The 19,778-nt window shown below is 71.9% G+C and carries 25 protein-coding genes; 18 read left to right on the forward strand and 7 right to left on the reverse strand.

The features are described 5' to 3' along the window. Nucleotides 1-161 precede the first annotated feature (161 nt). Nucleotides 162-1,037 (reverse strand): polysaccharide deacetylase family protein, encoded by an 876-nt coding sequence (locus tag ABZT18_RS12975; RefSeq protein WP_354994453.1) that lies wholly within the window; start codon nucleotides 1,035-1,037, stop codon nucleotides 162-164. A 154-nt stretch (nucleotides 1,038-1,191) separates the two neighbouring features. After that, on the reverse strand, nucleotides 1,192-1,911 hold the full coding sequence (locus ABZT18_RS12980) for a response regulator transcription factor (RefSeq protein ID WP_197699417.1): 720 nt from the start codon (nucleotides 1,909-1,911) through the stop codon (nucleotides 1,192-1,194). Between the two features lie 241 nt (nucleotides 1,912-2,152). On the opposite strand from ABZT18_RS12980, the gene ABZT18_RS12985 reads away from it, so the two are divergent. The 7 genes from ABZT18_RS12985 to ABZT18_RS13015 all read left to right on the forward strand — a co-directional run bounded on the left by ABZT18_RS12985 (nucleotide 2,153) and on the right by ABZT18_RS13015 (nucleotide 7,296). Beyond that, nucleotides 2,153-3,211: a hypothetical protein gene (locus tag ABZT18_RS12985; protein ID WP_354994452.1), complete on the forward strand. Its 1,059-nt coding sequence runs from the start codon at nucleotides 2,153-2,155 to the stop codon at nucleotides 3,209-3,211. A 104-nt stretch (nucleotides 3,212-3,315) separates the two neighbouring features. Beyond that, complete coding sequence (locus tag ABZT18_RS12990) at nucleotides 3,316-4,104, forward strand: DUF2993 domain-containing protein (protein ID WP_354994451.1); 789 nt, start codon at nucleotides 3,316-3,318, stop codon at nucleotides 4,102-4,104. A gap of 106 nt (nucleotides 4,105-4,210) precedes the next feature. After that, nucleotides 4,211-4,288, forward strand: a complete 78-nt coding sequence (locus ABZT18_RS12995; protein ID WP_310503780.1) for an Ms5788A family Cys-rich leader peptide — start codon at nucleotides 4,211-4,213, stop codon at nucleotides 4,286-4,288. Nucleotides 4,289-4,494: 206 nt separating this feature from the next. Beyond that, nucleotides 4,495-5,343, forward strand: a complete 849-nt coding sequence (locus tag ABZT18_RS13000; protein WP_354994450.1) for a sulfurtransferase — start codon at nucleotides 4,495-4,497, stop codon at nucleotides 5,341-5,343. 2 nt (nucleotides 5,344-5,345) lie between these two features. Then, entirely contained in the window at nucleotides 5,346-5,666 is a 321-nt protein-coding gene (locus ABZT18_RS13005) for a DUF1416 domain-containing protein (protein ID WP_354994449.1), read from the forward strand. Between the two features lie 190 nt (nucleotides 5,667-5,856). Beyond that, nucleotides 5,857-6,357: a winged helix-turn-helix domain-containing protein gene (locus ABZT18_RS13010; RefSeq protein ID WP_354994448.1), complete on the forward strand. Its 501-nt coding sequence runs from the start codon at nucleotides 5,857-5,859 to the stop codon at nucleotides 6,355-6,357. A gap of 75 nt (nucleotides 6,358-6,432) precedes the next feature. Continuing rightward, nucleotides 6,433-7,296 carry a hypothetical protein gene (locus tag ABZT18_RS13015; RefSeq protein ID WP_354994447.1) on the forward strand — a complete coding sequence of 288 codons (864 nt, stop codon included), beginning with the start codon at nucleotides 6,433-6,435 and terminating at the stop codon, nucleotides 7,294-7,296. Nucleotides 7,297-7,315: 19 nt separating this feature from the next. Here ABZT18_RS13015 and ABZT18_RS13020 read toward each other — a convergent pair whose 3' ends face one another. The 3 genes from ABZT18_RS13020 to ABZT18_RS13030 all read right to left on the reverse strand — a co-directional run bounded on the left by ABZT18_RS13020 (nucleotide 7,316) and on the right by ABZT18_RS13030 (nucleotide 10,200). After that, entirely contained in the window at nucleotides 7,316-9,370 is a 2,055-nt protein-coding gene (locus tag ABZT18_RS13020) for a glycogen debranching N-terminal domain-containing protein (protein ID WP_355251398.1), read from the reverse strand. After that, the gene (locus ABZT18_RS13025) at nucleotides 9,367-9,747 is read right to left on the reverse strand and encodes an SCP2 sterol-binding domain-containing protein (protein WP_355251401.1); all 381 of its coding nucleotides are present in this window, start codon (nucleotides 9,745-9,747) and stop codon (nucleotides 9,367-9,369) included. Before ABZT18_RS13025 ends, ABZT18_RS13020 begins: the two co-directional genes overlap by 4 nt. Before the next feature lie 78 nt (nucleotides 9,748-9,825). After that, a complete protein-coding gene (locus tag ABZT18_RS13030; protein ID WP_354994444.1) occupies nucleotides 9,826-10,200 on the reverse strand; it encodes a DsrE family protein in 375 nt (124 codons plus the stop codon). 12 nt (nucleotides 10,201-10,212) lie between these two features. Here ABZT18_RS13030 and mtfM point away from each other — a divergent pair, with 12 nt between their 5' ends. Both mtfM and ABZT18_RS13040 read left to right on the forward strand, forming a co-directional pair. Next, complete coding sequence (gene mtfM, locus ABZT18_RS13035) at nucleotides 10,213-10,317, forward strand: small membrane protein MtfM (protein WP_030327764.1); 105 nt, start codon at nucleotides 10,213-10,215, stop codon at nucleotides 10,315-10,317. Nucleotides 10,318-10,372: 55 nt separating this feature from the next. After that, on the forward strand, nucleotides 10,373-10,963 hold the full coding sequence (locus tag ABZT18_RS13040; RefSeq protein ID WP_354994443.1) for an FABP family protein: 591 nt from the start codon (nucleotides 10,373-10,375) through the stop codon (nucleotides 10,961-10,963). Here ABZT18_RS13040 and ABZT18_RS13045 read toward each other — a convergent pair whose 3' ends face one another. Then, nucleotides 10,964-11,836, reverse strand: a complete 873-nt coding sequence (locus tag ABZT18_RS13045; protein ID WP_355251404.1) for an aminotransferase class IV — start codon at nucleotides 11,834-11,836, stop codon at nucleotides 10,964-10,966. Nucleotides 11,837-11,911: 75 nt separating this feature from the next. On the opposite strand from ABZT18_RS13045, the gene ABZT18_RS13050 reads away from it, so the two are divergent. From ABZT18_RS13050 to ABZT18_RS13065, 4 genes are all read left to right on the forward strand, one after another. Further along, on the forward strand, nucleotides 11,912-12,340 hold the full coding sequence (locus ABZT18_RS13050) for a Fur family transcriptional regulator (protein WP_354994441.1): 429 nt from the start codon (nucleotides 11,912-11,914) through the stop codon (nucleotides 12,338-12,340). After that, nucleotides 12,337-13,449, forward strand: coding sequence for a folate-binding protein (locus ABZT18_RS13055; protein ID WP_354994440.1), 1,113 nt, complete (start codon nucleotides 12,337-12,339; stop codon nucleotides 13,447-13,449). Before ABZT18_RS13050 ends, ABZT18_RS13055 begins: the two co-directional genes overlap by 4 nt. Before the next feature lie 23 nt (nucleotides 13,450-13,472). Beyond that, nucleotides 13,473-14,300: a 3-keto-5-aminohexanoate cleavage protein gene (locus ABZT18_RS13060; RefSeq protein WP_354994439.1), complete on the forward strand. Its 828-nt coding sequence runs from the start codon at nucleotides 13,473-13,475 to the stop codon at nucleotides 14,298-14,300. 94 nt (nucleotides 14,301-14,394) lie between these two features. Then, entirely contained in the window at nucleotides 14,395-15,354 is a 960-nt protein-coding gene (locus tag ABZT18_RS13065; RefSeq protein ID WP_354994438.1) for an asparaginase, read from the forward strand. Nucleotides 15,355-15,492: 138 nt separating this feature from the next. Here ABZT18_RS13065 and ABZT18_RS13070 read toward each other — a convergent pair whose 3' ends face one another. After that, nucleotides 15,493-16,290 (reverse strand): alpha/beta hydrolase, encoded by a 798-nt coding sequence (locus ABZT18_RS13070; protein ID WP_354994437.1) that lies wholly within the window; start codon nucleotides 16,288-16,290, stop codon nucleotides 15,493-15,495. A 112-nt stretch (nucleotides 16,291-16,402) separates the two neighbouring features. Between ABZT18_RS13070 and ABZT18_RS13075 the strand changes: the two genes are divergently transcribed. The 5 genes from ABZT18_RS13075 (at nucleotide 16,403) to ABZT18_RS13095 (ending at nucleotide 19,762) form a co-directional block, all read left to right on the forward strand. Beyond that, entirely contained in the window at nucleotides 16,403-17,041 is a 639-nt protein-coding gene (locus tag ABZT18_RS13075; protein ID WP_354994436.1) for a helix-turn-helix transcriptional regulator, read from the forward strand. After that, entirely contained in the window at nucleotides 17,038-17,742 is a 705-nt protein-coding gene (locus ABZT18_RS13080; protein ID WP_354994435.1) for a hypothetical protein, read from the forward strand. The genes ABZT18_RS13075 and ABZT18_RS13080 overlap by 4 nt, the downstream gene beginning before the upstream one ends. Nucleotides 17,743-17,814: 72 nt before the next feature. Then, nucleotides 17,815-18,129 (forward strand): DUF2516 family protein, encoded by a 315-nt coding sequence (locus ABZT18_RS13085; protein ID WP_354994434.1) that lies wholly within the window; start codon nucleotides 17,815-17,817, stop codon nucleotides 18,127-18,129. Beyond that, entirely contained in the window at nucleotides 18,126-19,013 is an 888-nt protein-coding gene (locus ABZT18_RS13090; RefSeq protein WP_354994433.1) for an alpha/beta hydrolase, read from the forward strand. Before ABZT18_RS13085 ends, ABZT18_RS13090 begins: the two co-directional genes overlap by 4 nt. An 11-nt stretch (nucleotides 19,014-19,024) precedes the next feature. After that, complete coding sequence (locus ABZT18_RS13095) at nucleotides 19,025-19,762, forward strand: alanyl-tRNA editing protein (RefSeq protein ID WP_354994432.1); 738 nt, start codon at nucleotides 19,025-19,027, stop codon at nucleotides 19,760-19,762. Nucleotides 19,763-19,778: the final 16 nt, after the last annotated feature.

The raw sequence follows: 19,778 nt of genomic DNA on the forward strand, positions 1-19,778 counted from the left end.
GGCGGGCTGAATCGTCTATGACATCAGCCCCAAAGGCAGCACACCAAGCCCTACGTCCCGAGGGACGGGCAGAGGACGGGCAGCGCGGCGGGGAGTCTGAGCAGGGAGTCTGAGCGGGAAGGCCGAGCGGGCAGTGCGTGGTGTGGAGGCTGTCGCCCGGCTCACGTCGGGTTGACGGGCAGTGCCTCCAGCGCGAACCGCGCGGTCAGGTCGGGCAGGATCCGCCGCAGCGCGTCCACCGTGCCCTGCCGGTCCCCACCGGCGTCGTGCAGCAGTACCACCGAGCCCGGTTCGGCCTGGGACACCACCGTCGCGGTGATCTTGCTGGCACCGGGCAGCTCCCAGTCCGACGGGTCGACCGACCAGTGCAGCGGGGTCATGCCGAGCTGCCGCGCCACCGACACCACCGGGTTCGTCCAGGCACCGCCCGGCTGCCGGTACCAGACGATCGGCGCGTCCGGTACCGCCGCCCGGATCGCCGCGTTGGTGCGTCTCAGGTCGGCACGGATCTGGTCCGGCGACCGGTTGCCCAGCGAGACGTCGTGCTGCCAGGAGTGGTTGCAGAGGGTGTGCCCGTCGGCCACGATCGCCTGGATCAGGTCCGGGTGGTCCTGGGCGTTCTCGCCCACCACGCAGAACGTGGCCTTGACGTCGTATTCGCGCAGCGTGGCAAGCACCTGCGGGGTGTACCGCGGGTCTGGCCCGTCGTCGAAGGTCAGCGCGAGCCCTGGGGAGCCAGTGGTGGTGTGCGCGCCGAACAGCTTGTCGCCTCCGGCGTCACTTCCCGTCCCGTCCTGACCGGCCTCGGCAGGGCCGGTACTGGCGCTGGCGCTGCCGCTCGGAACTCCGGTCGGCTCACCACCGCTGGGTTGGTCGGCGTAGTGCGGCCCGTCGGCGGTCGTGGTGACACCGGTGGAGTGGCGTTGGGTCCGGTCGGGGACGAGACTGCGGCCCAGTACGTACGCCGAGCCGAGTAGCCCCGCCAGCACCAGCGTCACGATCGTCGCCGCCCTCGCGGTCGAGTTGCCCCGCGTCACGGCTTCCGCCTGGTTGGCCGGTCAGGCCGGCCCGTCGCCCCCGTGGTCAGTGCGCGCACCGTCACCCCTTTCTCCGACAAACCCGGCAGTCAGAATAGAACTGCCAAGCTGCGCAAAAAGGGCATATGGGAAATCGTCCAGGACGACCCGCGGATCAGACAGGCAGCGGCGCGTGCTCCGCCTCGGCCAGCGATCGCGACGGCGGGACGACGAACTTGTAGCCCACCTGGCGAACGGTGCCGATCATCGACTCGTACTCCGAGCCGAGCTTGGCCCGCAGTCGCCGGACGTGCACGTCCACGGTGCGGGTGCCGCCGAAGTAGTCGTAGCCCCAGACCTCGCGCAGGAGCTGGTCCCGGGTGAACACCCGACCCGGGTGCTGGGCCAGGAACTTCAGCAGCTCGAACTCCTTGTAGGTGAGGTCGAGCGGGCGACCCTTGAGCTTGGCCGCGTACGTGTCCGGGTCGATGGTCAGCTCGCCGGCCCGGATCGAACCGCCCGCACCGGCGGTCGCGTTGCTCAGCCGGCCCACTGCCAACCGCAGCCGCGCCTCAACCTCAGCGGGGCCGGCCGAGGCAAGGATGACGTCATCGACACCCCAGTCGGCGTTCAATGCGATCAGGCCGGCCTCGGTCACCACCGCGACCAGCGGCACGCCGAGCCCGGTGGCGTGCAACATCCGACAGGTCGCGCGAGCCTCGCTCAACTCCGATCGGGCGTCCACCAGCACCGCGTCCGGGCTGGGGCCCGCGACCAGGGTGCGGACGTCGCGCGGCGCGGTACGGACCGAGTGCGGCAGCAGGTCGAGTGCCGGCAGCACAGCCGACGGTTCCCCTGCGCGCGCGGTCACCAGCAGCAGGATCTCCACGATCACCTCCGTCCCGGCGGCCACGGGCCGCACGCGACCAGACACACTCACAATGGAGTGCGCTGAGAAATTGCGTGGTCCCGGCGTCGCTGACGGGCGGGTAACGGGTTGAGCGTAACCGATCGCCTCGGCCGCGCTGCCAGGCCATTTCCCGTTTGTCTAGCTTGCCCCTGATCGTGGCCCAGGTTTTAACGTTGCTGAAACCCGTGACCACCGCGTCGGGCCGTCGGTCTGGCACGATCAGGTCGTGTTTTCCTCCACCTCGCCCGAGGCCGGCCGCGAATCGTGGCCCGCCGGGCCCCATCCGGGCCCGGCCGCCGCACCGACCCGCGGCCACCCGCCCGCACCGCGTACCGGTCCGGCCACCACCGACGGCGAGCGCCGCGAACGGGGTGGGCCTCGTCGTGCCCGTCGTGCCGGCGAGCCGGCCCGTCGATCCGAGGACGAGATCGACGAGCCGGAGGAGGAGGTCGTACCCCCGGTCGAGGTGCGCCGCCAGTTGGCGCTGACCATCGCCGGTTTCGCCGCGCTGCTCGGTGTCGGCCTGGTGCTCGGCGCACAGACGTCGGGCCCCGGTCACCGGCTGCCGTTCGCCTTCATCATCTTCGGCGTCCAGTTGCTGTTCGTGCTCGCCTGGACGATCGCCATGCGCCCGCCCGCGCTGCTGGTGGTCGCCGGGATCAGCGCCGCGGTCGCGGCGCTCGTGGACATCGCCGCGGTGCAGACCGACATCGCCGGCCTGGCCCCGCTGGGCTACCTGGCCGCCGGCGGCTTCCTCGCTGCGGTGCTCGGCCAGTTGGTCCGCCGGGTCGACCGGGTCCGGGTCACCGACTCACTCGGCGCCACGCTGCTCATCGTGGTCGGGGTGGTGGCCTTCGGCACCCTGATCGTGCTCAGCCGGATCCCCGCCGGCACCCAGGCGATCACGGTCTGTCTGACCGCGAGCGGCGTCGCGCTGACCGTCGCCCGGCTCACTGACGCGGTGCTGCCCTGGCCCCGGCTGGCCCCGCAGGTGCCCCGGGGCGCCGCTGGTGTGGTGGCCGGCGCGATGGCCGGCACGCTGACCAGCGCGCTCCTCGGCAGCTACCTGGTGGCTCCCTTCACGCCGACCCGGGCCGCCGTGATCGGCCTGGTCGCGGCGGTCACCGCCGTCCTCTCCGACCTCGCCGTGGGGTACGCGGAGGCGGGCCGGCTGATGGCCGGCGAACCGCCGACGATGTGGGTGGCTCGGCACATGCAGGGCCCGCTCGGCGGTTTCGCCCTGGCGGCGCCGGCCGCGTACGCCATGTGCATGCTCTTCCTCTGAGTCACGGTTGAGCCTGGAGCAGGTCGGGTACCTACGGGTGCGCCGCCCTGCGGCAACCGGTATGGACGACCGTCGCGATGCGGCGGGCGGAGACAGGAGGCGGCGTGGCGCAGGACTATCCAGCGGACGAGGCGCGGCCCCGACGGCGCGGTCGCAAGCTGCTCATCGGTCTGTTCGTCCTGCTCCTGGTGGTGGCCGGGTTGCTGGTGGTCGCCGACCGGGTGGCGGTCGGGGTGGCCGAGCGGGAAATCGCCAAGCGGGTCAGCCAGGAGGTCACCAAGCAGGGTGCGCAGTCGGCCGAGCCCGATGTGGAAGTGGCCGGCACCCCGTTCCTCACCCAGGTGCTCGACGGCCGTTACCAGAAGATCACCATCAACCTGCGCGACGTGCAGGCTTCGGTGGAGGGTGACGCCGTGCGGCTGCCGGTGCTGGACGTGACCGCCCGCAACGTGCGGGCCTCGCTGGACACCCTGCGTACCGGGAAGGGCGACGTCGTGGCGGACACCGTCAACGGCGCCGGCACGATCAGCTACGACAGTCTCGCGGCGCTGCTGAACCGCCCAGGGCTCACTCTCGGCGAGCAGAACGGCAAGCTCGCCGTCACCGCCCCCGTCGACATCCTCGGTCAGAAGCTCACCGTCAGCGGCACCGCCGACGTCACCGTCGCCGACAACGGTGCCGTCGCCCTGCGTTTCAACGACCTGGACGCCGCGGGCCTGCCGAACCTGCCGCTGGCACGCGCCCTGCTGAACAACTACGCCAAGGGCATCTCCGTCGACGTGCCCCTACCCGACCTGCCGTTCCAGCTCGCCGTCCGGGAGGTCCGGCCGCTGCCGGAAGGGCTGGCGGTCACCGCCGACGCGAAGAACGTACCGATCAACTCCGCTGGCTGACGCAGAGGCCGGCGGTGGGATGCCAAACCTGCCGTCGGCCGTGGCGATTCCCGGATGGTGGTCGGTTCAGTGGCAGCACGGTCACTGACTGGTAGGCTCGCTGACCATGGGGACCCACCTCACCAAACGGCGCGCGGTCGACCTGTGCCGCGTGGCCACCTGCCTGTGTCGCCCCGTCATCTGACGGCGGGGCTGTCTCCGGCCGCCTGACGGCGGCCACCGGCACAGGGTTCTCACACCCTCCGGTGATCCCACCGAACGCCCGGCAGCGGCGCCGTCGCACGAACCCGTGATCCCGTCCTTCCGCTGGGTCCCGCGCGTGGTGCGACAGTTACACCCATCGATACTCGCGCGTTGGCTCACCATCCATCCTCACCAGGGAGTGATTCGATGAGTCGCGACACCGCACTCGTTTCGGCCGAGTGGGCCGAGAAGAACCTCGACGCCCCGGGCGTCGTCTTCGTCGAGGTCGACGAGGACACCTCGGCCTACGACACCGGCCACATCGCCGGCGCCATCAAGATTGACTGGAAGACCGACCTGCAGGACCAGGTGCGCCGGGACTTCGTCAACAAGACCCAGTTCGAGGCGTTGCTCTCCGGGCGGGGCATCAGCAACGACGACACCGTCATCCTCTATGGCGGCAACAACAACTGGTTCGCCGCGTACGCCTACTGGTACTTCAAGCTCTACGGCCACGGCGACGTGAAGCTGCTCGACGGCGGTCGCAAGAAGTGGGAGCTGGATGCCCGTCCGTTGGTCACCGAGACGGTGGCCCGCCCGGCGACGCAGTACGTCGCGCAGGAGCCGGACACCTCCATCCGGGCCTTCCGTGACGAGGTCGTCGCCGCGATCGGCACCAAGAACCTGGTCGACGTGCGCAGCCCCGACGAGTTCGCCGGCCGGCTGCTCGCCCCCGCTCACCTGCCGCAGGAGCAGGCGCAGCGGGCCGGGCACATCCCCACCGCCATCAGCGTCCCGTGGTCGAAGGCGGCCAACGAGGACGGCACCTTCCGCTCCGACGACGAGCTGCGCAGGATCTACGGCGACGCGGGGCTCGACGACGGCAAGGAGACCATCGCCTACTGCCGCATCGGTGAGCGCTCCTCGCACACCTGGTTCGTGCTGCAGGAGCTGCTGGGCCACCGCAACGTCAAGAACTACGACGGTTCCTGGACCGAGTACGGCTCGCTGGTCGGCGTGCCGGTCGCGCTCGGTGACGAGCCGGGGGAGGTGTGACCATGACCGCTCCCACCGCCGCGGGCTGCGCCGCACCCGACCAGGCCGCGCCGCTGCCGGCCAGCCTGGACCTGGAGAAGGAAACCGTGATCACCGGCATCGTCAGCTCCGCTGAGGACGAGCCCGTGCCGGGCGCGTACGTCCGGCTGCTCGACTCGACCGGTGAGTTCACCGCCGAGGTGGTCACCTCGGCAGCCGGCCAGTTCCGGTTCTTCGCCGCGCCGGGTTCCTGGACGCTGCGGGCGCTGTCCCGGCACGGCAACGGCGACACCGCCGTCACCGCTGGCCGGGGCATCAACGAGGTTGCCGTCACCGTCGCCTGACCCACTGCTCTGATCGACCGGGGCCGGTCACCCTCCTGGGTGGTCGGCCCCGGTCGTTTCCCTTGTTCCGGGAGCTGGGTAACCGTCTGCATCCGATCAGTCACGATCTGTCATTCTGATCGAGGGCAGGGCTCCGAAACACATCGGCATGCGTCACTATCTACGGGTGATAATCACGGGTGGAGATGGCGTGTCCGGTGAAGAGGTCCCGATCGTCGTCTGCGTCAGCGCGGATGTCTCGGTGCGTGAGCGGGTGCTGCGCCAGCTCGATGGAGTCGGCTCGGTGGTGAGCTGCGCCGACCTGACCCAGCTGCGGGCGATGCTGTTCCCGTCGCCGGGTGGCTCGACGCCGGCCGTCGGACCGGTCACCTCACCGGCGGCGCCGCAGGGGCCGGTCAGCTGGGGTGAGTTGGTCGTCGACCGGGCCGGGCGCCTCGTCACCTGGCGCGGAGACCCGCTCCCGCTCACCGGAACCGAGCGGGAGTTGCTCGGCCGACTGATCGGCCCGCCACTGGTGGTGTGGAGCTATGAACAGCTCTGCGCCTCGGTCCTCGGCGGCGCGGACACCGCGATCCTGCACTCCACCATCAAGCGGCTCCGGCGCAGGCTGCAGGGTCTGCCGGGAGGACCGCGGGTGCACACCGTGCGGGGGGTCGGCTATCGGCTCGACCCTCCGCCCCGGCCCTGCTGACCGCGGGCCACCGCCCAGCTCCTGGACGCCGCCTCCGCCGCCGGGCGGGCAGACCGCCCGTGACACCATGACCGGGTGAGCGGAGCTGTCCGGACGGGCGTGGCCCCGTCGACCGGTCCCGACGCGCCGGCACCCGCCCGGTCGTGGCGGCGTTGGCTGCTGGCCGCGACCGCGGCCTGGGCCGTGTTGCTGGGCGTGCTCACCTGGACATCGGTCCGCGACGACCCGCCGACCGTGCGCGAACAGCGTTCCCTCGACCAGGCAGGCCCGGTGGTCGACCGGGCCGTTGGCGAGCTGGCCCGGGCGGCCGGTGCGACCGGGCTGCTGGAGCTGGGGCCCGCGCGGATCGCGTCGGGCTGCCGGGTCACCCCGCTCGCCGACGGCGCGAGGCTCCGCCGCGAGGTCGGCGTGCTCGCGCCCACCGGCACCGAGCGTGCCGTGCTGGCGGGCATCGCCGAGCGGCTGCCGGCCAGTTGGCGGGCCGAGGTCGGGTCCGGGCTGAACGGCCCTGTGCTGCGCGCCGACGCCGGAGAGTTCGTCGCCGTCGAGGGAAGGCCGACCGTGGACGGTCGGGCGCGGTTGATCGTCGACACGGGGTGTCGCCCGCTCGGCTCCGGCTACACCCCGGCACCGGCCACCGCGGCCGGCCCGGAGGCCGCCGCCCTGACCGCCGCGCTGCGGTCGCTCGGCCGCCCGAGCGACGCCGCGCCCGAGTTGGTCACCGTGGCCTGCCCAGGCGGCGGGCTGGCCCGCACCGCGCGGTCCGCGGATGGTCCCGGCCCGGCGCCCTCGGTGGCCGCGCTCGCCCCGCTGGCCGGCGCCGCCCCGCTACTGGACAGTCCTCCGGTGTACGCGTACCGCACCGGCCCGGTCACGGTGCTGGCCGAGCTCAGCCCGGACGCCACCCGACTGGCCGCCACCGTCGGCTGCCCGGGTTGAGCCGGGTATCCCACTCGGGTCAGCCGCCGTCCGGTTCATCCTGTGGGCCACGGCTGCGGCCCAACGCGTCGACCATGCCCCACCGACCGGGGATGTCCAGCAGCTCGACCCGGCCCATGCCCGGTGGCACGGCCGGGTCGATGATGAGGTGTTCGCCCTGCGGCTCCAACCCCAGCATGACCCGCAGCAGCAGTAGCGGGGTGCCGGTCGACCAGGCCTGCGGGCTGCACGCGGTCGGGTACTCCACCGGGTAGCCGGTGAGGTCACGGGCGTAGCCGGCGAACGCCTCCGGCAGCCGCCCGTCGAAGTATCGGGACGCCGCCAGCATCGTGTCGCAGATCAGCCCGGCTTCGTCCCGGAAGCCGTACCGCCACAACCCCCAGGCGATGATCGAGTTGTCGAACGGCCACACGGTGCCCACGTGGTACCCGATCGGGTTGTACCGCCCCTCGTCCTCGGCGAGCGTCCGCACCCCCCATCCGGAGAACAGGCGTGGCCCGAGCAGGTGCTCGACGACCTTGCCGGCGCGGGACTCGTCCACGATGCCGCTCCACAGCAGGTGCCCGATGTTCGAGGTCAGCGCGTCCACCTGCCGGCCGTCGGCGTCCAGCGCGAGCGCGTAGTACTCACGGTCGGCGATCCAGAAGTCGCGGTCGAATCGCCGCTTCAGTTCGGCGGCCTCCCGCTCCAGCTTGTCGGCGTACTCCGGGTCGTTCCAGAAGGTCCGGGCCAGCCGGGCGGCCCGCATCTTCGCGTCGTACGCGTAGCCCTGCAGCTCGCAGGTCGCCCGGGGGAAGCTGGGCATCTGGCCGTCGGAGTACGAGATGGCGTCCCAGGAGTCCTTCCAGCACTGGTTCTGCAGACCGCTGTCCGGGTTGCGGGTCTGGTACCAGAGGTAGCCGGTGCCGAGCAGGTCACCGTAGGTGTCGATCCACTGCAACGCCGCGCGGACATGCGGCTCCAGCCGACGGACCAGCGCGGCGTCGCCCGTCCAGCGCTCGTACTCGTCGATCAGGATGATGAAGAGTGGCGTCGAGTCGGCCGACCCGTAGTACGGCGAGTGCGGCTGCTCCTCGAAGCCGGCGGTCTCTCCGTACCGCAGCTCGTGCAGGATCTTGCCGGGCTCCTCGTCCCGGAAGTCGTCCACCCGGTGCCCCTGCAGTCCGGCCAGCATCAGGATGGTCGGCGGGATCAGCTCCGGCAGAAACGGCAGCACCTGCAACGAGGTGATGATGCTGTCCCGGCCGAACAGAGTCATGAACCAGGGCAGCCCGGCGGCGATCAGCCGCACGCCCAGGGCGATCGACTCGTAGCGCAGAGCGGCCAGGTCGTCGAGGCTGCGCCGGTACGCCCCGGCCAGCGGCTCGCAGTCGCAGCCGAGCTTCGGTGCCCGGTCGATCAGCTCCTGCTGCTCGGCGCGGATGGCGTCGGCGCTGCGGCTGCCGCCGTACGGGAGGGTGGCCCGGATGTCCTCGCCCCGCGCCCCGTAGACGACGCTGGACACGTGCAGCCGGGTGGTCCACTTGCTGTTGCGGGCTATCCGGATCCGGAAGGTCATCCCGGCGGCGTCGACCTGCGCCGGCGCACTGGTGCTGACCAGCGTCTCCCGGTGGAACGCCTCCCGCCGGTAGCTCAGCCGCAGCTCGTTCTCGGAGACCGTGACCGTCGTCCGACCCTGTTTCTGCCGGGAGTGCTTGATCTCGAACAGGTCGGCGAAGTCGGCCCCGATGTCGAGGCGGACGGTGAATTCGACCTCCGCACCGGTGTGGTTCAGGACGGTCAGGTCCTCCTCGAAGCTGCCGACGATCGCCCGGCTACGGATCACCGATGCCTTCGCGTCCAGATAGTGGGTGGGTTCACCGGGGGCAAGGAAGAACTTGGTCCGGTACGACTCGGCGTCGTCGATGGAGAGGGCGTGCAGCCGCTCGCCGTCCAGGGTGAGCACCCACTTGGACAGGAATCGGGTGTCGAAGGAGAACAACCCGGTGGGAAAGTCGTAGGACGGCTCGATGTCCCCTCGTTTGTCACTGACCAGGAAGGTGTTGCCGTCCAGAATGCTGACGAGATCCCTCACGTCAGCCGCCCGGCTGCCCGGCGGGCCACGTCGCGGGGGTCGCGGGTGCCGGGCGGGTCCGGGAAGAACCGGCGGAAGGCGAGGAAGAGCACCACGTTGCCGCTGAACGTGCTCTCGTTGCGCAGCACCGCCGCGACACCTTGAGCCTCGCCCTTGACCAGTCGGTCGAAGAGGGCCGCGCTGCTGTACCAGATGGCGTCGGCCGGCCCGCGGTCGCGGCTGATCCGCACCGACCCGGGCCGCATGCGGACCAGCCAGTGCTCGGTCCGATGGTCGGTGCCGAGGTCGATCTGGAGGGTCCCGTCGGCCAGGCCGCCCAGGACATCATGGGCGCGCGATGGCAGTGATTCGAAGAACCTCTCCGCCGTCTCGGTCACATCCGAATCGTAGGCAGCCGTCCGGGATGTCGGGTCGGTATCGGCACTCCGCCCGTCTCGACCCGCCGCACCGGCGGGTCAGTAGACCAGTGCCTGCGCGCCCTCGGCCAATGCCTCCTCGACGAAGACCGCGGCACCCGCGATCCGGACCCCGGGCAGTACGTCGTCCGGGCCGATCTCCCGTCGGGCCGCGCACTGGGTGCAGGCGGTCACCCGACCACTGGTCAGGATGATGTGTAGCAACTCGGCCAGCGGTGCGGAGTGCGGCAACTCGAACTGCTGGGCGCGACCGGGCAGCGCGAACCAGGTCGCCTCACCGGTCAGCCAGAGCGACACGTCCACTCCGGCCGCGATCGCCGTCGCGGCGACCGTGAATGCCTGCGCGCACCGCTCCGGGGCGTCCGCCCCAGCGGTGACCTTGACGACGAGAGTGCGGGCCATGTGGCCCAGCATAGGATGGTCGGGATGGTTACCGAGATCGGGTTTGTCAGCCTGCTGGTCGCTGGCCTGGGCGGGCTCGCCGGTGGCCTGGTCTACCTGGCTGTACGCATTTCGAGAGGACGTTGGTGAGCGCGAGGAGTGAGCCGGGTTTGCGAGCCCCGCAGTCGCGAACGAAGGTGGCAGCGTGAGCGAGGAGAACCCGTTGCAGCCGCCGTGGCTGAACGCGCCGCCGGTCGAGGAGTACCCGTTCGAGGAGAGTCACGACCTGCGGGTCGGGCCGAAGCTGCACCCGGCGCTGGATGGCCTGCTGCCCTACGTCGGCCTGTGGCGCGGCCGGGGCAAGGGTGGCTTCCCCACCATCGAGGACTTCGACTACGCCCAGGAAATCCGGATCAGCCACGACGGTCGACCGTTCCTGCACTACGAGTCCCGTGCCTGGATCCTGGACGAGCAGAGCAAGCCGGTCCGTCCGGCCGGTCGCGAGGTCGGCTGGTGGCGGCCGGTGCTGGTGGACGGGCGGGCAACCGATGAGCTGGAGGCGTTGCTGACCACCCCGACCGGGATCATGGAGCTGCACCTGGGCAAGCGCACCGGCACTCAGGTCGAGTTCGGCACCGACGCGGTGGTCCGGACGCCGACCGCCAAGGAGGTCACCGGCGGGCACCGGCTCTTCGGCATCGTCGAGGGTGCGCTGCTCTACGCGCAGGAGATGGCCGCCATGGGGCACGCGCTCAGCGCGCACCTCTCCGCCCGGCTCATCCGGGTCGGCGGCTGACTAGACGGGGAAACCCAGCAGGGCGTGCAGGGCGGGGGTGCGCGGGCAGCGAGCCCGACGCACCCCGTCCAGCGTGTGGACCTCGGCAGCCCCGCGTACCGACGAGGTGAACCACACGCCGTCCGCCGCGTGCAGTTCGGCCGTGGTGACCATCCGCTCGGCTGCGCTCAGGCCCAGCTCGGCGGCGTGGGCGAGCAGCCAGGCCACGGTCGTGCCCGCGAGGATGCCGGTGGTGGCGGCCGGCACCGTGCAGAGCGTGTCGCCGGTGAGCCACACCACATTGGCCGTGGGGCCCTCCAGCGCGTAACTGTCGGAGGAGATCCAGAGGACGTCGTCCACCCCGGCCCGGTCGGCCCAGCGGCGGGCGGCGCTGTTGACCGCGTACGACGTGGATTTGATCCCGGCCGGCAGCCAGCTCAGCCCGTTGCGGGCGTCGGCGGGCACCCCCAGCGGCAGGGTCGCCACGCTGATCCCGTCCCGGCGGGCCGCCCTGGACCGAGCGGCCACCTCGGTCAGCGTGGCGTAGACGGTCGGCGGGCCGCCCACCTCGGGCCCCCGCGTGCACACCAGCCGCAGCGCCCCCTCCACCTGCTCCGGCCAGCCCGCGCGCACGGTGTCCAGCAGGTCGATCAGCGCGGCGGTGGGCGGTAGGGCCAGGTCGACGGCGGCGGCCGAGGCGGCCAGCCGGGTCAGGTGCTCGTCGCGTAGCCACGGCTGCCCCTGACGCAGGTGCATGGTTTCGAAGAGGCCGTCGCCGCGTAGTACGCCGAGGTCGTCACCGCGGAGCACCGGGTCGCCGGCCGGCACCGGGCCGCGCCCGAGCACGACGATCCGCGCGGTCGGATCGGCCGCGACCTTTCCGACGGACGACATCACCATGACCGTCGAGCGTAGCGGCGGTCGGTTGCGGTGCGGTGACCGGTGCGGCGGCCGAACTATGATCGGACGGTGTCCGAATCCTCCCTCGCGGAAATGCTGCGGGCCCGTGGGCTGCGGCTGACGGCCCAGCGGCAGCTTGTCCTCCAGGCGGTGCTCGATCTGGGGCATGCCAGCCCGGAGCAGGTGCACAACGCCGTGCGGGAGATCGCCGCCGGCGTCAACATCACCACCATCTATCGCACGCTTGAGCTGCTGGAACGGCTCGGTCTGGTCACCCACACGCACCTGTCGCACGGCTCACCGACCTATCACGCGGCCGGCGAGCACCAACACGTCCACCTGGTCTGCCGGGAGTGCGGCGCGATCGACGAGATCGATCCGGAGCTGCTCCGCCCGCTCGCCGACCAGTTGGCCGCGCAGCGGGGGTTCCGGGTGGATATCGGGCACGTGTCACTCTTCGGCGTCTGCGTACGCTGCGAGAACGGGGACGACAAATGATCGACATCGCGGGTGCGGTGGCCGTCGAGGGCATCGACGAGGCCAGCCGCGACCAACCGGATCCGGCGCACGTCGCGGCGGGGGTGCGAGGGGTGGCCGCGCACTACGGCGATCCGCTGCGCGAGCAGCGCACTCTCGACACCGAGGTCGGCCTGGTCGACCGGTCGCACCGGGGGGTCATCGCGGTGCCCGGGGAAGAGCGGGCCGGTTGGCTGCACACGGTCACCTCGCAGCACCTGACGACGCTGGCGGCCGGTGAGGGCACCGAGCTGCTGGTGCTGTCCCCCCACGGTCACGTCGAGCAGCACGCCCTGGTCGCGGAGGACGGCGAGACCGCCTGGCTGGACACCGAGCCGGGGGCGACCGAGGGCCTGCTCGCGTACCTGCAGAAGATGCGGTTCTTCAGCAAGGTCGACCCGCGCGACGCGACCGCCGAGCGGGCGCTGCTGTCGCTGGTCGGGCCGGCGGCGACGGAGGCGCTGGGCACGCTCGGCGTGACCGGGCTCGCCGCACCGGACCTGGTCGCGGTGCCGGGCCCGAAGTTCGCCCACGGCGCTGTGCCACCCCGGGCGAGCGTTCGGTACGACGTACGACCGCTGCCGATCGGCGGCTGGGCCCGACGCGGCCCGCTCGGGGTGGACCTGCTGGTGCCCCGGTCGGCGATGGAGCAGGTGGTGGCGGAGCTGCGCGGCGCTGGCGTGCCGGTCGCCGGGCTCTGGGCGTACGAGGCGATCCGGGTGGCGGCGCGGCAGCCCCGGGTCGGGGTGGACACCGACCACCGGACCATTCCGGCCGAGGTCGACCTGATCGCCCCGGCGGTACACCTCGACAAGGGTTGCTACCGGGGGCAGGAGACGGTGGCCCGGGTGCACAACATGGGCCGGCCGCCGCGTCGCCTGGTGCTGCTGCACCTGGATGGCGTGACCACCGATCAGCCGCCGACGGCCGGTACGCCGGTTACCCGCGAGGGTCGGGCGGTGGGCTTCGTCGGCACCGCCGTGCTGCACCACGAGCTGGGCCAGATCGCCCTCGCGGTGCTGAAGCGGAATGTTCCGGACGACGCCGTGCTGATGATCGGCGAGACCGCAGCGGCGATCGACCCGTCCTGAGCGGGCCGTCTAGGATCGCCGGCATGACGACTGGAACGTTGATCACGGTGGCCCCGACCGGCGCGGAGTCGGCCAAGGCGGAGGTGCCGGCGCTGCCGGTGACGCTCGATGAGCTGCTGCTCACCGCCAAGGAGTGCGAGGCGCTCGGTGCCGCCGTGATCCACGTCCACATCCGCGACGACGCGGCGCGGCCGACCCTCGACCCGGTGCGCCTGGCCGACACGGTGGCGGCGCTGCGGGAGGGCACCGACCTGATCGTGCAGCTCTCCTCCGGCGGCGCGGTGACCGACCCGGAGGCCTCCCGGCTCGCCGTGCTCGACGCCCGGCCGGACATGGCCTCGTGCACCATGGGCACGGTCAACTTCGGCGACGATGTCTTCCTCAACCGCTGGGAGTTCATCGTCGACCTGCACACCCGGATGCAGGAACGCGGGATCGTGCCGGAGTACGAGATCTTCGACCTCGGCCACCTGGCCGCGTTGCAGCGGTTGCTCGGCAAGTACGGGCTCCCGGCCGGGGGGCACGTGCACGTCGACTTCGTGATGGGTGTGCCGGGCGGTATGCCGGGCACCACCGAGACGCTGGTCGCGGCACACCGCATGCTGAGTGACCTGCCGGAGGGCACCACCTTCGCGGCCACCGGCATCGGCCGCAGCACCATCCCGGTCATGCTGGCCTCGCTGTCGACCGGCGGTCACCTGCGGGTCGGCATGGAAGACACCGTGACGTACGCGAAGGGCCGCCCGGTGGAGTCCAACATGCAGCTGGTCGCCCGCGCGGTCGGGTTCGCTCAGCTCGCTCAGCGCCCGCCGCTGACCACCGCCGAGGCCCGCGCGCTGCTCGGGTTGTAAGGCCGGGCCCGTCCCGCGCCCCTGTCACCCGGGCGGTGGACCGCCTGGTCACCCCGCCGCCGCGCACCCCAGGACCGTCGGTACCGTCCAGCGCGTGACGAAGACGTACGAGGGCGGCGTGCCGCTCGCCGAGGTGGTCCGGTCCGGGTTCGTGGAGGGTGCACACCGCGGCTCGGTGGTGGTGCTGAACGCCGCCGGGGTGCTGGTGGCCGCCGCCGGGGATGTGACCGCATCGATCTTTCCCCGCTCGGCCAGCAAGCCGATGCAGGCGATCGGGATGCTCCGCGCCGGCCTGTCGCTGACCGACCCGGCCGACCTGGCGTTGGTCTCCGCCAGTCATGCGGGTGAGGCCTTCCACCTGGCCCGGGTGGGTGCGCTCCTGGAGCGCGCAGGGCTGGACTCCTCGGCGCTGCACTGCCCGCCCGACCTGCCGGTGGGCGCTGCGGCCCGAGAGGCGGTGCTGCGCGCCGGTGGCGGCCCCACCCGGGTGCAGATGAACTGCTCCGGCAAGCACAGCGGGATGCTGCTGACCTGCGAGGCCGCCGGCTGGCCGCTGGAGGGTTACTGGCGGCCGGAGCACCCGCTGCAGCAGCAGTTGCGGGCGGCAATCGAGGAGTTCACCGACGAGCCGGCGGCGGCGGTGGGGGTGGACGGCTGTGGCGCCCCGGTGCTCGCGGTGTCGCTGACCGGCCTGGCCGGGGCGTACCTCCGGCTGGTCGACGCCGAGCCCGGCTCGGCGCCGCGCGCGGTCGCCGACGCCATGCGTGCCCATCCGGAGATTGTCGGCGGCACCCAGGCTGACGACACCCGGTTGATGCGCGGCGTCCCGGACCTGCTCGCCAAGGTCGGCGCCGAGGGCGTGATCGCGGTGGGGCTACCGGGCGTCGGCGCGGTGGCCCTGAAGATCGACGACGGAGCCGACCGGGCACGGATGCCGGTGCTGGTCTCCGCGCTGCGCCGGCTCGGCGTGGACGCCCCGGTGCTGGCCGAGTACGCCGAGGTGCCGCTCTTCGGCGGCGGCGTCCCGGTCGGCGCGGTTCGCCCGCTCTGGTGAGCGCCGGCTGGTCCCGACCGTCGGGGCGGCCACTCGCGGATGAGCGCTATACCTCACAGGTATAAATATGCCTCTGAGGTATAGGGCTCATTCGTCCGACACCCTCCGCGCGGGTCCGGCCCGTCCGCGCGAGGGAGGTCAGCTCAGGAAGTCGAGCAGTGCGGCGTTGACCGCGTCGGGACGCTCCAGCGGCAGCAGGTGCGCGGCGTCCGGCACGTCGGGCAGTCGTACCGCGCCGGGCACCTCGGCGGCGATCCGGTCGGCGAGCCGGCTGATGTCCGGCACGTCCGCGGCCCCGGCGGTGACCAGGACGGGCACCGTCAGCTCGCCGAGGCGACCGATCGCCGGCGGTGTCAGCTCTCCCACCTCGACCGCGCCGAGCGCCAGTTCGGCGGCGAGCGCCCGCTGGTCCATCGCCTGTGCGAACGCGACCAGCTCGGGGTCGACATCCCCCGGCTGGCGGCCCGGGCCGACCACCCAGAACCGCACCTCACCGGCCGCGCCGGCGACGAAGTCGTCGGGGTCGACCTCTCCGACCAGGTCGTCCCAGAGGTCGTTCGCCTCCTCGGACCACTCGTTGCCGGAGACCGCCGTGCCGAACAGCGCGAGCGCGCTCACCCGGTCGGGGTGGGCCAGCGCGGTGTCGATGGCGACCGACCCACCGAAGGAACAGCCGACCAGGGCGGCTCGGGGCAGGTCGAGTGCGTCCAGCAGCCCGGCTACGTCGTCGTGGTGCGTGAACGGGGTCGGGGGCAGCTCCGAGTCCCCGTAGCCGCGCAGATCCGGGACGATCACCCGGTGTCGAGCGGCGAGCGCAGGCAACTGTGCCCGCCACATCCGCCGGTCGGCGATGCCGGCGTGCAGCAGCACTACGGGCGAACCGCTGCCGGCTTCGTCGTACGCGATGCTTGCTCCATTGACTGTGATCTTGTGCACGGACGGACCGTACGGATCGGACGAGCGGCACGCAAACGGGATGCTGAGACCTTGCTAACTATGGTTAGCGTTTTGCTTGCAACAGCTAGCGCGGCCGGTTAGCGTCGCTGTCATGGCCACACCCAAGGACCTTCCCGACGTCGGCGGGTTCATCCGCGACCTGCGGCGCAACGCCAAGATCTCGCTGCGGCAGCTCGCCGAACAGGCGGGGGTCAGCAACCCGTACCTCAGCCAGATCGAGCGCGGCCTGCGCAAGCCCAGCGCCGAGGTGCTCCAGCAACTGGCGAGCGCGCTGCGGGTCTCCACCCCGGCGATGTATCTGCGCGCCGGGCTGCTCGACGACAAGGAGGGCCACGGTGTGCTCGCCGCCATCGCCGTGGACGCCGACCTGACGATGGCCCAGAAACAGTCACTCAGCCAGATCTACGAGACGTTCCGCCGGGAGAACACCCGGCTGGCCGAGGCCCAGGCCGCCGCTGAGGGCAGCGGCACGGAGACCACCGGAGGCACGGCCGGGGCGACCACCCCGACGGACGTCGCCGACCAGCCCGCCGACGTGGCCAACCTGGCCGCCACCGGCCCCACCACCGCAGGCGGCACCCCGACCGAGGCCGTACTCGAGTCGGTTGCCGTCACCGAGGCGGGCACCGCCCCCGCCCCGGGCAGCACCAGCACCAACACCCCCGAGAAGAAGGCCGCCGGTCCGGCGGTCCGGAAGGCCGCCGAGGCGGCCGAAGAGGAGACGTCATGAGCGAGCCGAAGACCAACCGCATCCCCGCCCCGATCTACGCCGCCGCTGGCGCCGGGGAGTTGGCCCTCGAGCACCTGCGCAAGCTGCCGGCCGTCGTCGGCGTCCTCGGCACCCGGGTCGTCGCCGATCTGGGTGGTCGGGCCGTGCTGACCGGCTTCGAGCTGCGTCAGAAGGCCACCGAGACGCTGCGTACCGCGAATGAGACCGCCGAGACCCTGCGCGGCCGGGCGCAGGCCGAGCTGGACCTGGCCAAGCTCCGCGAGTCAGCCGACCTGGCCAAGCTGCGCGAGGTCACCGACCTCGACAAGCTGCGCGCCGCCGCGACCCGCAACGCCGCCGTGGTCGTTGCGGGTGCCCAGGCCGCGCAGGAGCGGGCGTTCGCCGCTTACGGCGCGCTGGTCGCCCGCGGTGAGCGGGTCGTCGGCGCCGGCGTGCTGGAGGCCGCCGAGACGGTCAACGCCGACATCGAGGCCACCCAGGCCGTGACGCCGGCCGTCGCCCCGGCCGTCGCCACCACCCCGACCACCCCGGCTGCGGCCCCGGCCGACGTGCCGACCCCGGCCGACGTGGCCGAGATCGCCGAGGCCAAGCCGGCAGCCGTGAAGAAGGCCGCCCGTGCGCCGAAGGCTCCCAAGCCGGCCGCGACCCCGTCGGCGAAGCTTCCCCGGGCCACCAAGCGGACCCGGCCGGCCGCCGAGTAGATCGTCAATGTCGACGACCCCGACGGCGTCCTTGTCGGACGTAGCCGGGGTCGTCGACATAAGCTTGCCGGCATGGCCAACGCCGCGCCGATCTTCGCGTTCGAAGTCCGTTACGTGATCGAGCTGATCCTGCTCGTCTTCGCGCTGATCATCCAGGGTGTCGCGCTGGTGCACGCCGTCACGCAGCGCTCCGATGCCTTCCCCGCCATCGGGACGCTGCCCAAGGGTGGCTGGATCGCCATCCTGGCGGTCTGCCTCGTGCTCACCCTGCTCGGCTTCGGTCCGATCAGCCTCTTCGGACTGGTCGGCATCGCCGCCGCGCTCATCTATCTGCTCGACGTCCGGGTCGGCCTGCGCGAACTCGGCGACGGTAAAGGGTTCTGGTGAGAGGTTTCCGCTGGCCACCCCCGCCGGACAGCGGGCCCCGCACCTGGGGGCCCGGCCCGGGTGGGCCGCGTACCGGCCGACCGGCGCTGCCGGAGCCGGAGACCGAGCTGGTCGCCACTCCGCACGACGTACGGCTGGAGCGGCTCGTCACCGGCACCGGTGATCCGGTCACGGTGTTCGCGCACGGGCTGGGCAACGGCATCGCCACCACCCGCCCGTTCGGCAGCGGGGTCACCGGCCGCAAGGTGTTCTTCCAGTTCCGCGGGCATGGCCGCTCCGACGCCCCGGACGGGCCGTGGACCTACCTTGACCTGGCCCGGGATCTGCGTGCGATCGCGGATCTCGGCGGCGCCAGCCGCGCGTTCGGGGCGAGCCTCGGCGCGGGCGCCCTCTGCCGGCTGTTGGTCGAGAGCCCGGAACGCTTCGAGAAGCTGGTCTTCTTCCTGCCGGCGGTGCTCGACGAGCCCCGCGGGCCGGTCGCCCGGGAACGCGCCACGGACCTGTTGGAGGCGGTGGAGAGCGGGGACGCCTCCGCCGTCGCCGACGTCGTCTCGCTGGAGTTGCCCGCGGCGATCCGTAACACCCCGGCCGGCTGGGCCTACCTGAGGCAGCGGCTCGACCAACTGCTCCGTGATGGTCTGGCCGACGGTCTGGCCACCCTGGCAGAGCAGACACCGCTACGTGACATCGCCCCCCTGGCGGCGGTGACCGCGCCGGCGCTGGTGATCGCGTGCGCGGGCGACGACCTGCACCCGGTCGAGGTCGCCGAACGGCTCGCCGCCGCACTGCCCCAGGCCACCCTGCACGTGTACGACAGGGCCGGCTTCCTCTGGACGGACCGCGCCGACCTGCGGGACCGCATCTCCGGCTTCCTGAACGAGTAACGTGCCCTGTCATGGGCGTCACACAGCACGGCCGGACACACCGTCTCGATCTCGCCGACCCGACCCTGCGCGAGTGGACCTGCACGGTCCTGCATGCCGACCCGGAGCAGGGCATCGTGTTGGACCGGTCCGCGTTCTATCCGGGCGGCGGGGGTCAACCGCCGGATCACGGCGTGCTGCTCTGGCAGGGCGTGCAGACCCGAATCGTCGGCACCCGCAAGGGCGACGACCCGTATCTCATCCCCGCCGAGGGGGACCCGCTGCCGCCGGTCGGCACCGAGGTCGTCGGCGCGGTGGAGGATGAGCGCCGCACGCGACTGATGCGTACCCACTCCGGGCTGCACGTGCTCTGCGGCGTGGTGTTCCGCGACTTCGGCGCACTCGTGACGGGCAACTCGATGGAGCCGGGTGAGGCCCGGATGGACTTCAACCTCCCCGAGGTGCCGGCCGACTTCAAGAGCCGGATCGAGGAGCTGGTCAACGCCGAGGTGGCCGCCGATCGTTCGGTCGCCGTACGGGTGTTGCCGCGCACCGAGGCACTGGCCCTGCCGGACATCATCCGCACCCAGTCCAACCTCATTCCGCCGGACGAGCAGGAGGTCCGGATCGTCGACATCGTCGGGCTGGACGTGCAGGCCGACGGCGGCACCCACGTCGCCTCGACCGCCCAGATCGGCAAGGTGCAGGTGGTCAAGGTGGAGAGCAAGGGCCGAGCCAACCGCAGGGTCCGCGTCCGCCTGGTTGACTGATGGGAGGCCTCGGAGC

Source organism: Micromonospora sp. NPDC005291 (assembly GCF_040607415.1).
Taxonomy (GTDB): domain Bacteria; phylum Actinomycetota; class Actinomycetes; order Mycobacteriales; family Micromonosporaceae; genus Micromonospora.

What these genes read in the sequence shown, in the direction of transcription:
- ABZT18_RS12995 (WP_310503780.1), top strand. Translation starts at nt 4,211, where the DNA reads ATGGGGACCCACCTCACCAAACGGCGCGCGGTCGACCTGTGCCGCGTG.
- ABZT18_RS13000 (WP_354994450.1), top strand. Translation starts at nt 4,495, where the DNA reads ATGAGTCGCGACACCGCACTCGTTTCGGCCGAGTGGGCCGAGAAGAAC.
- ABZT18_RS13005 (WP_354994449.1), top strand. Translation starts at nt 5,346, where the DNA reads ATGACCGCTCCCACCGCCGCGGGCTGCGCCGCACCCGACCAGGCCGCG.
- ABZT18_RS13030 (WP_354994444.1), bottom strand. Translation starts at nt 10,200, where the DNA reads ATGCTGGGCCACATGGCCCGCACTCTCGTCGTCAAGGTCACCGCTGGG.
- mtfM (WP_030327764.1), top strand. Translation starts at nt 10,213, where the DNA reads ATGGTTACCGAGATCGGGTTTGTCAGCCTGCTGGTCGCTGGCCTGGGC.
- ABZT18_RS13045 (WP_355251404.1), bottom strand. Translation starts at nt 11,836, where the DNA reads ATGTCGTCCGTCGGAAAGGTCGCGGCCGATCCGACCGCGCGGATCGTC.
- ABZT18_RS13055 (WP_354994440.1), top strand. Translation starts at nt 12,337, where the DNA reads ATGATCGACATCGCGGGTGCGGTGGCCGTCGAGGGCATCGACGAGGCC.
- ABZT18_RS13060 (WP_354994439.1), top strand. Translation starts at nt 13,473, where the DNA reads ATGACGACTGGAACGTTGATCACGGTGGCCCCGACCGGCGCGGAGTCG.
- ABZT18_RS13075 (WP_354994436.1), top strand. Translation starts at nt 16,403, where the DNA reads ATGGCCACACCCAAGGACCTTCCCGACGTCGGCGGGTTCATCCGCGAC.
- ABZT18_RS13080 (WP_354994435.1), top strand. Translation starts at nt 17,038, where the DNA reads ATGAGCGAGCCGAAGACCAACCGCATCCCCGCCCCGATCTACGCCGCC.
- ABZT18_RS13085 (WP_354994434.1), top strand. Translation starts at nt 17,815, where the DNA reads ATGGCCAACGCCGCGCCGATCTTCGCGTTCGAAGTCCGTTACGTGATC.
- ABZT18_RS13095 (WP_354994432.1), top strand. Translation starts at nt 19,025, where the DNA reads ATGGGCGTCACACAGCACGGCCGGACACACCGTCTCGATCTCGCCGAC.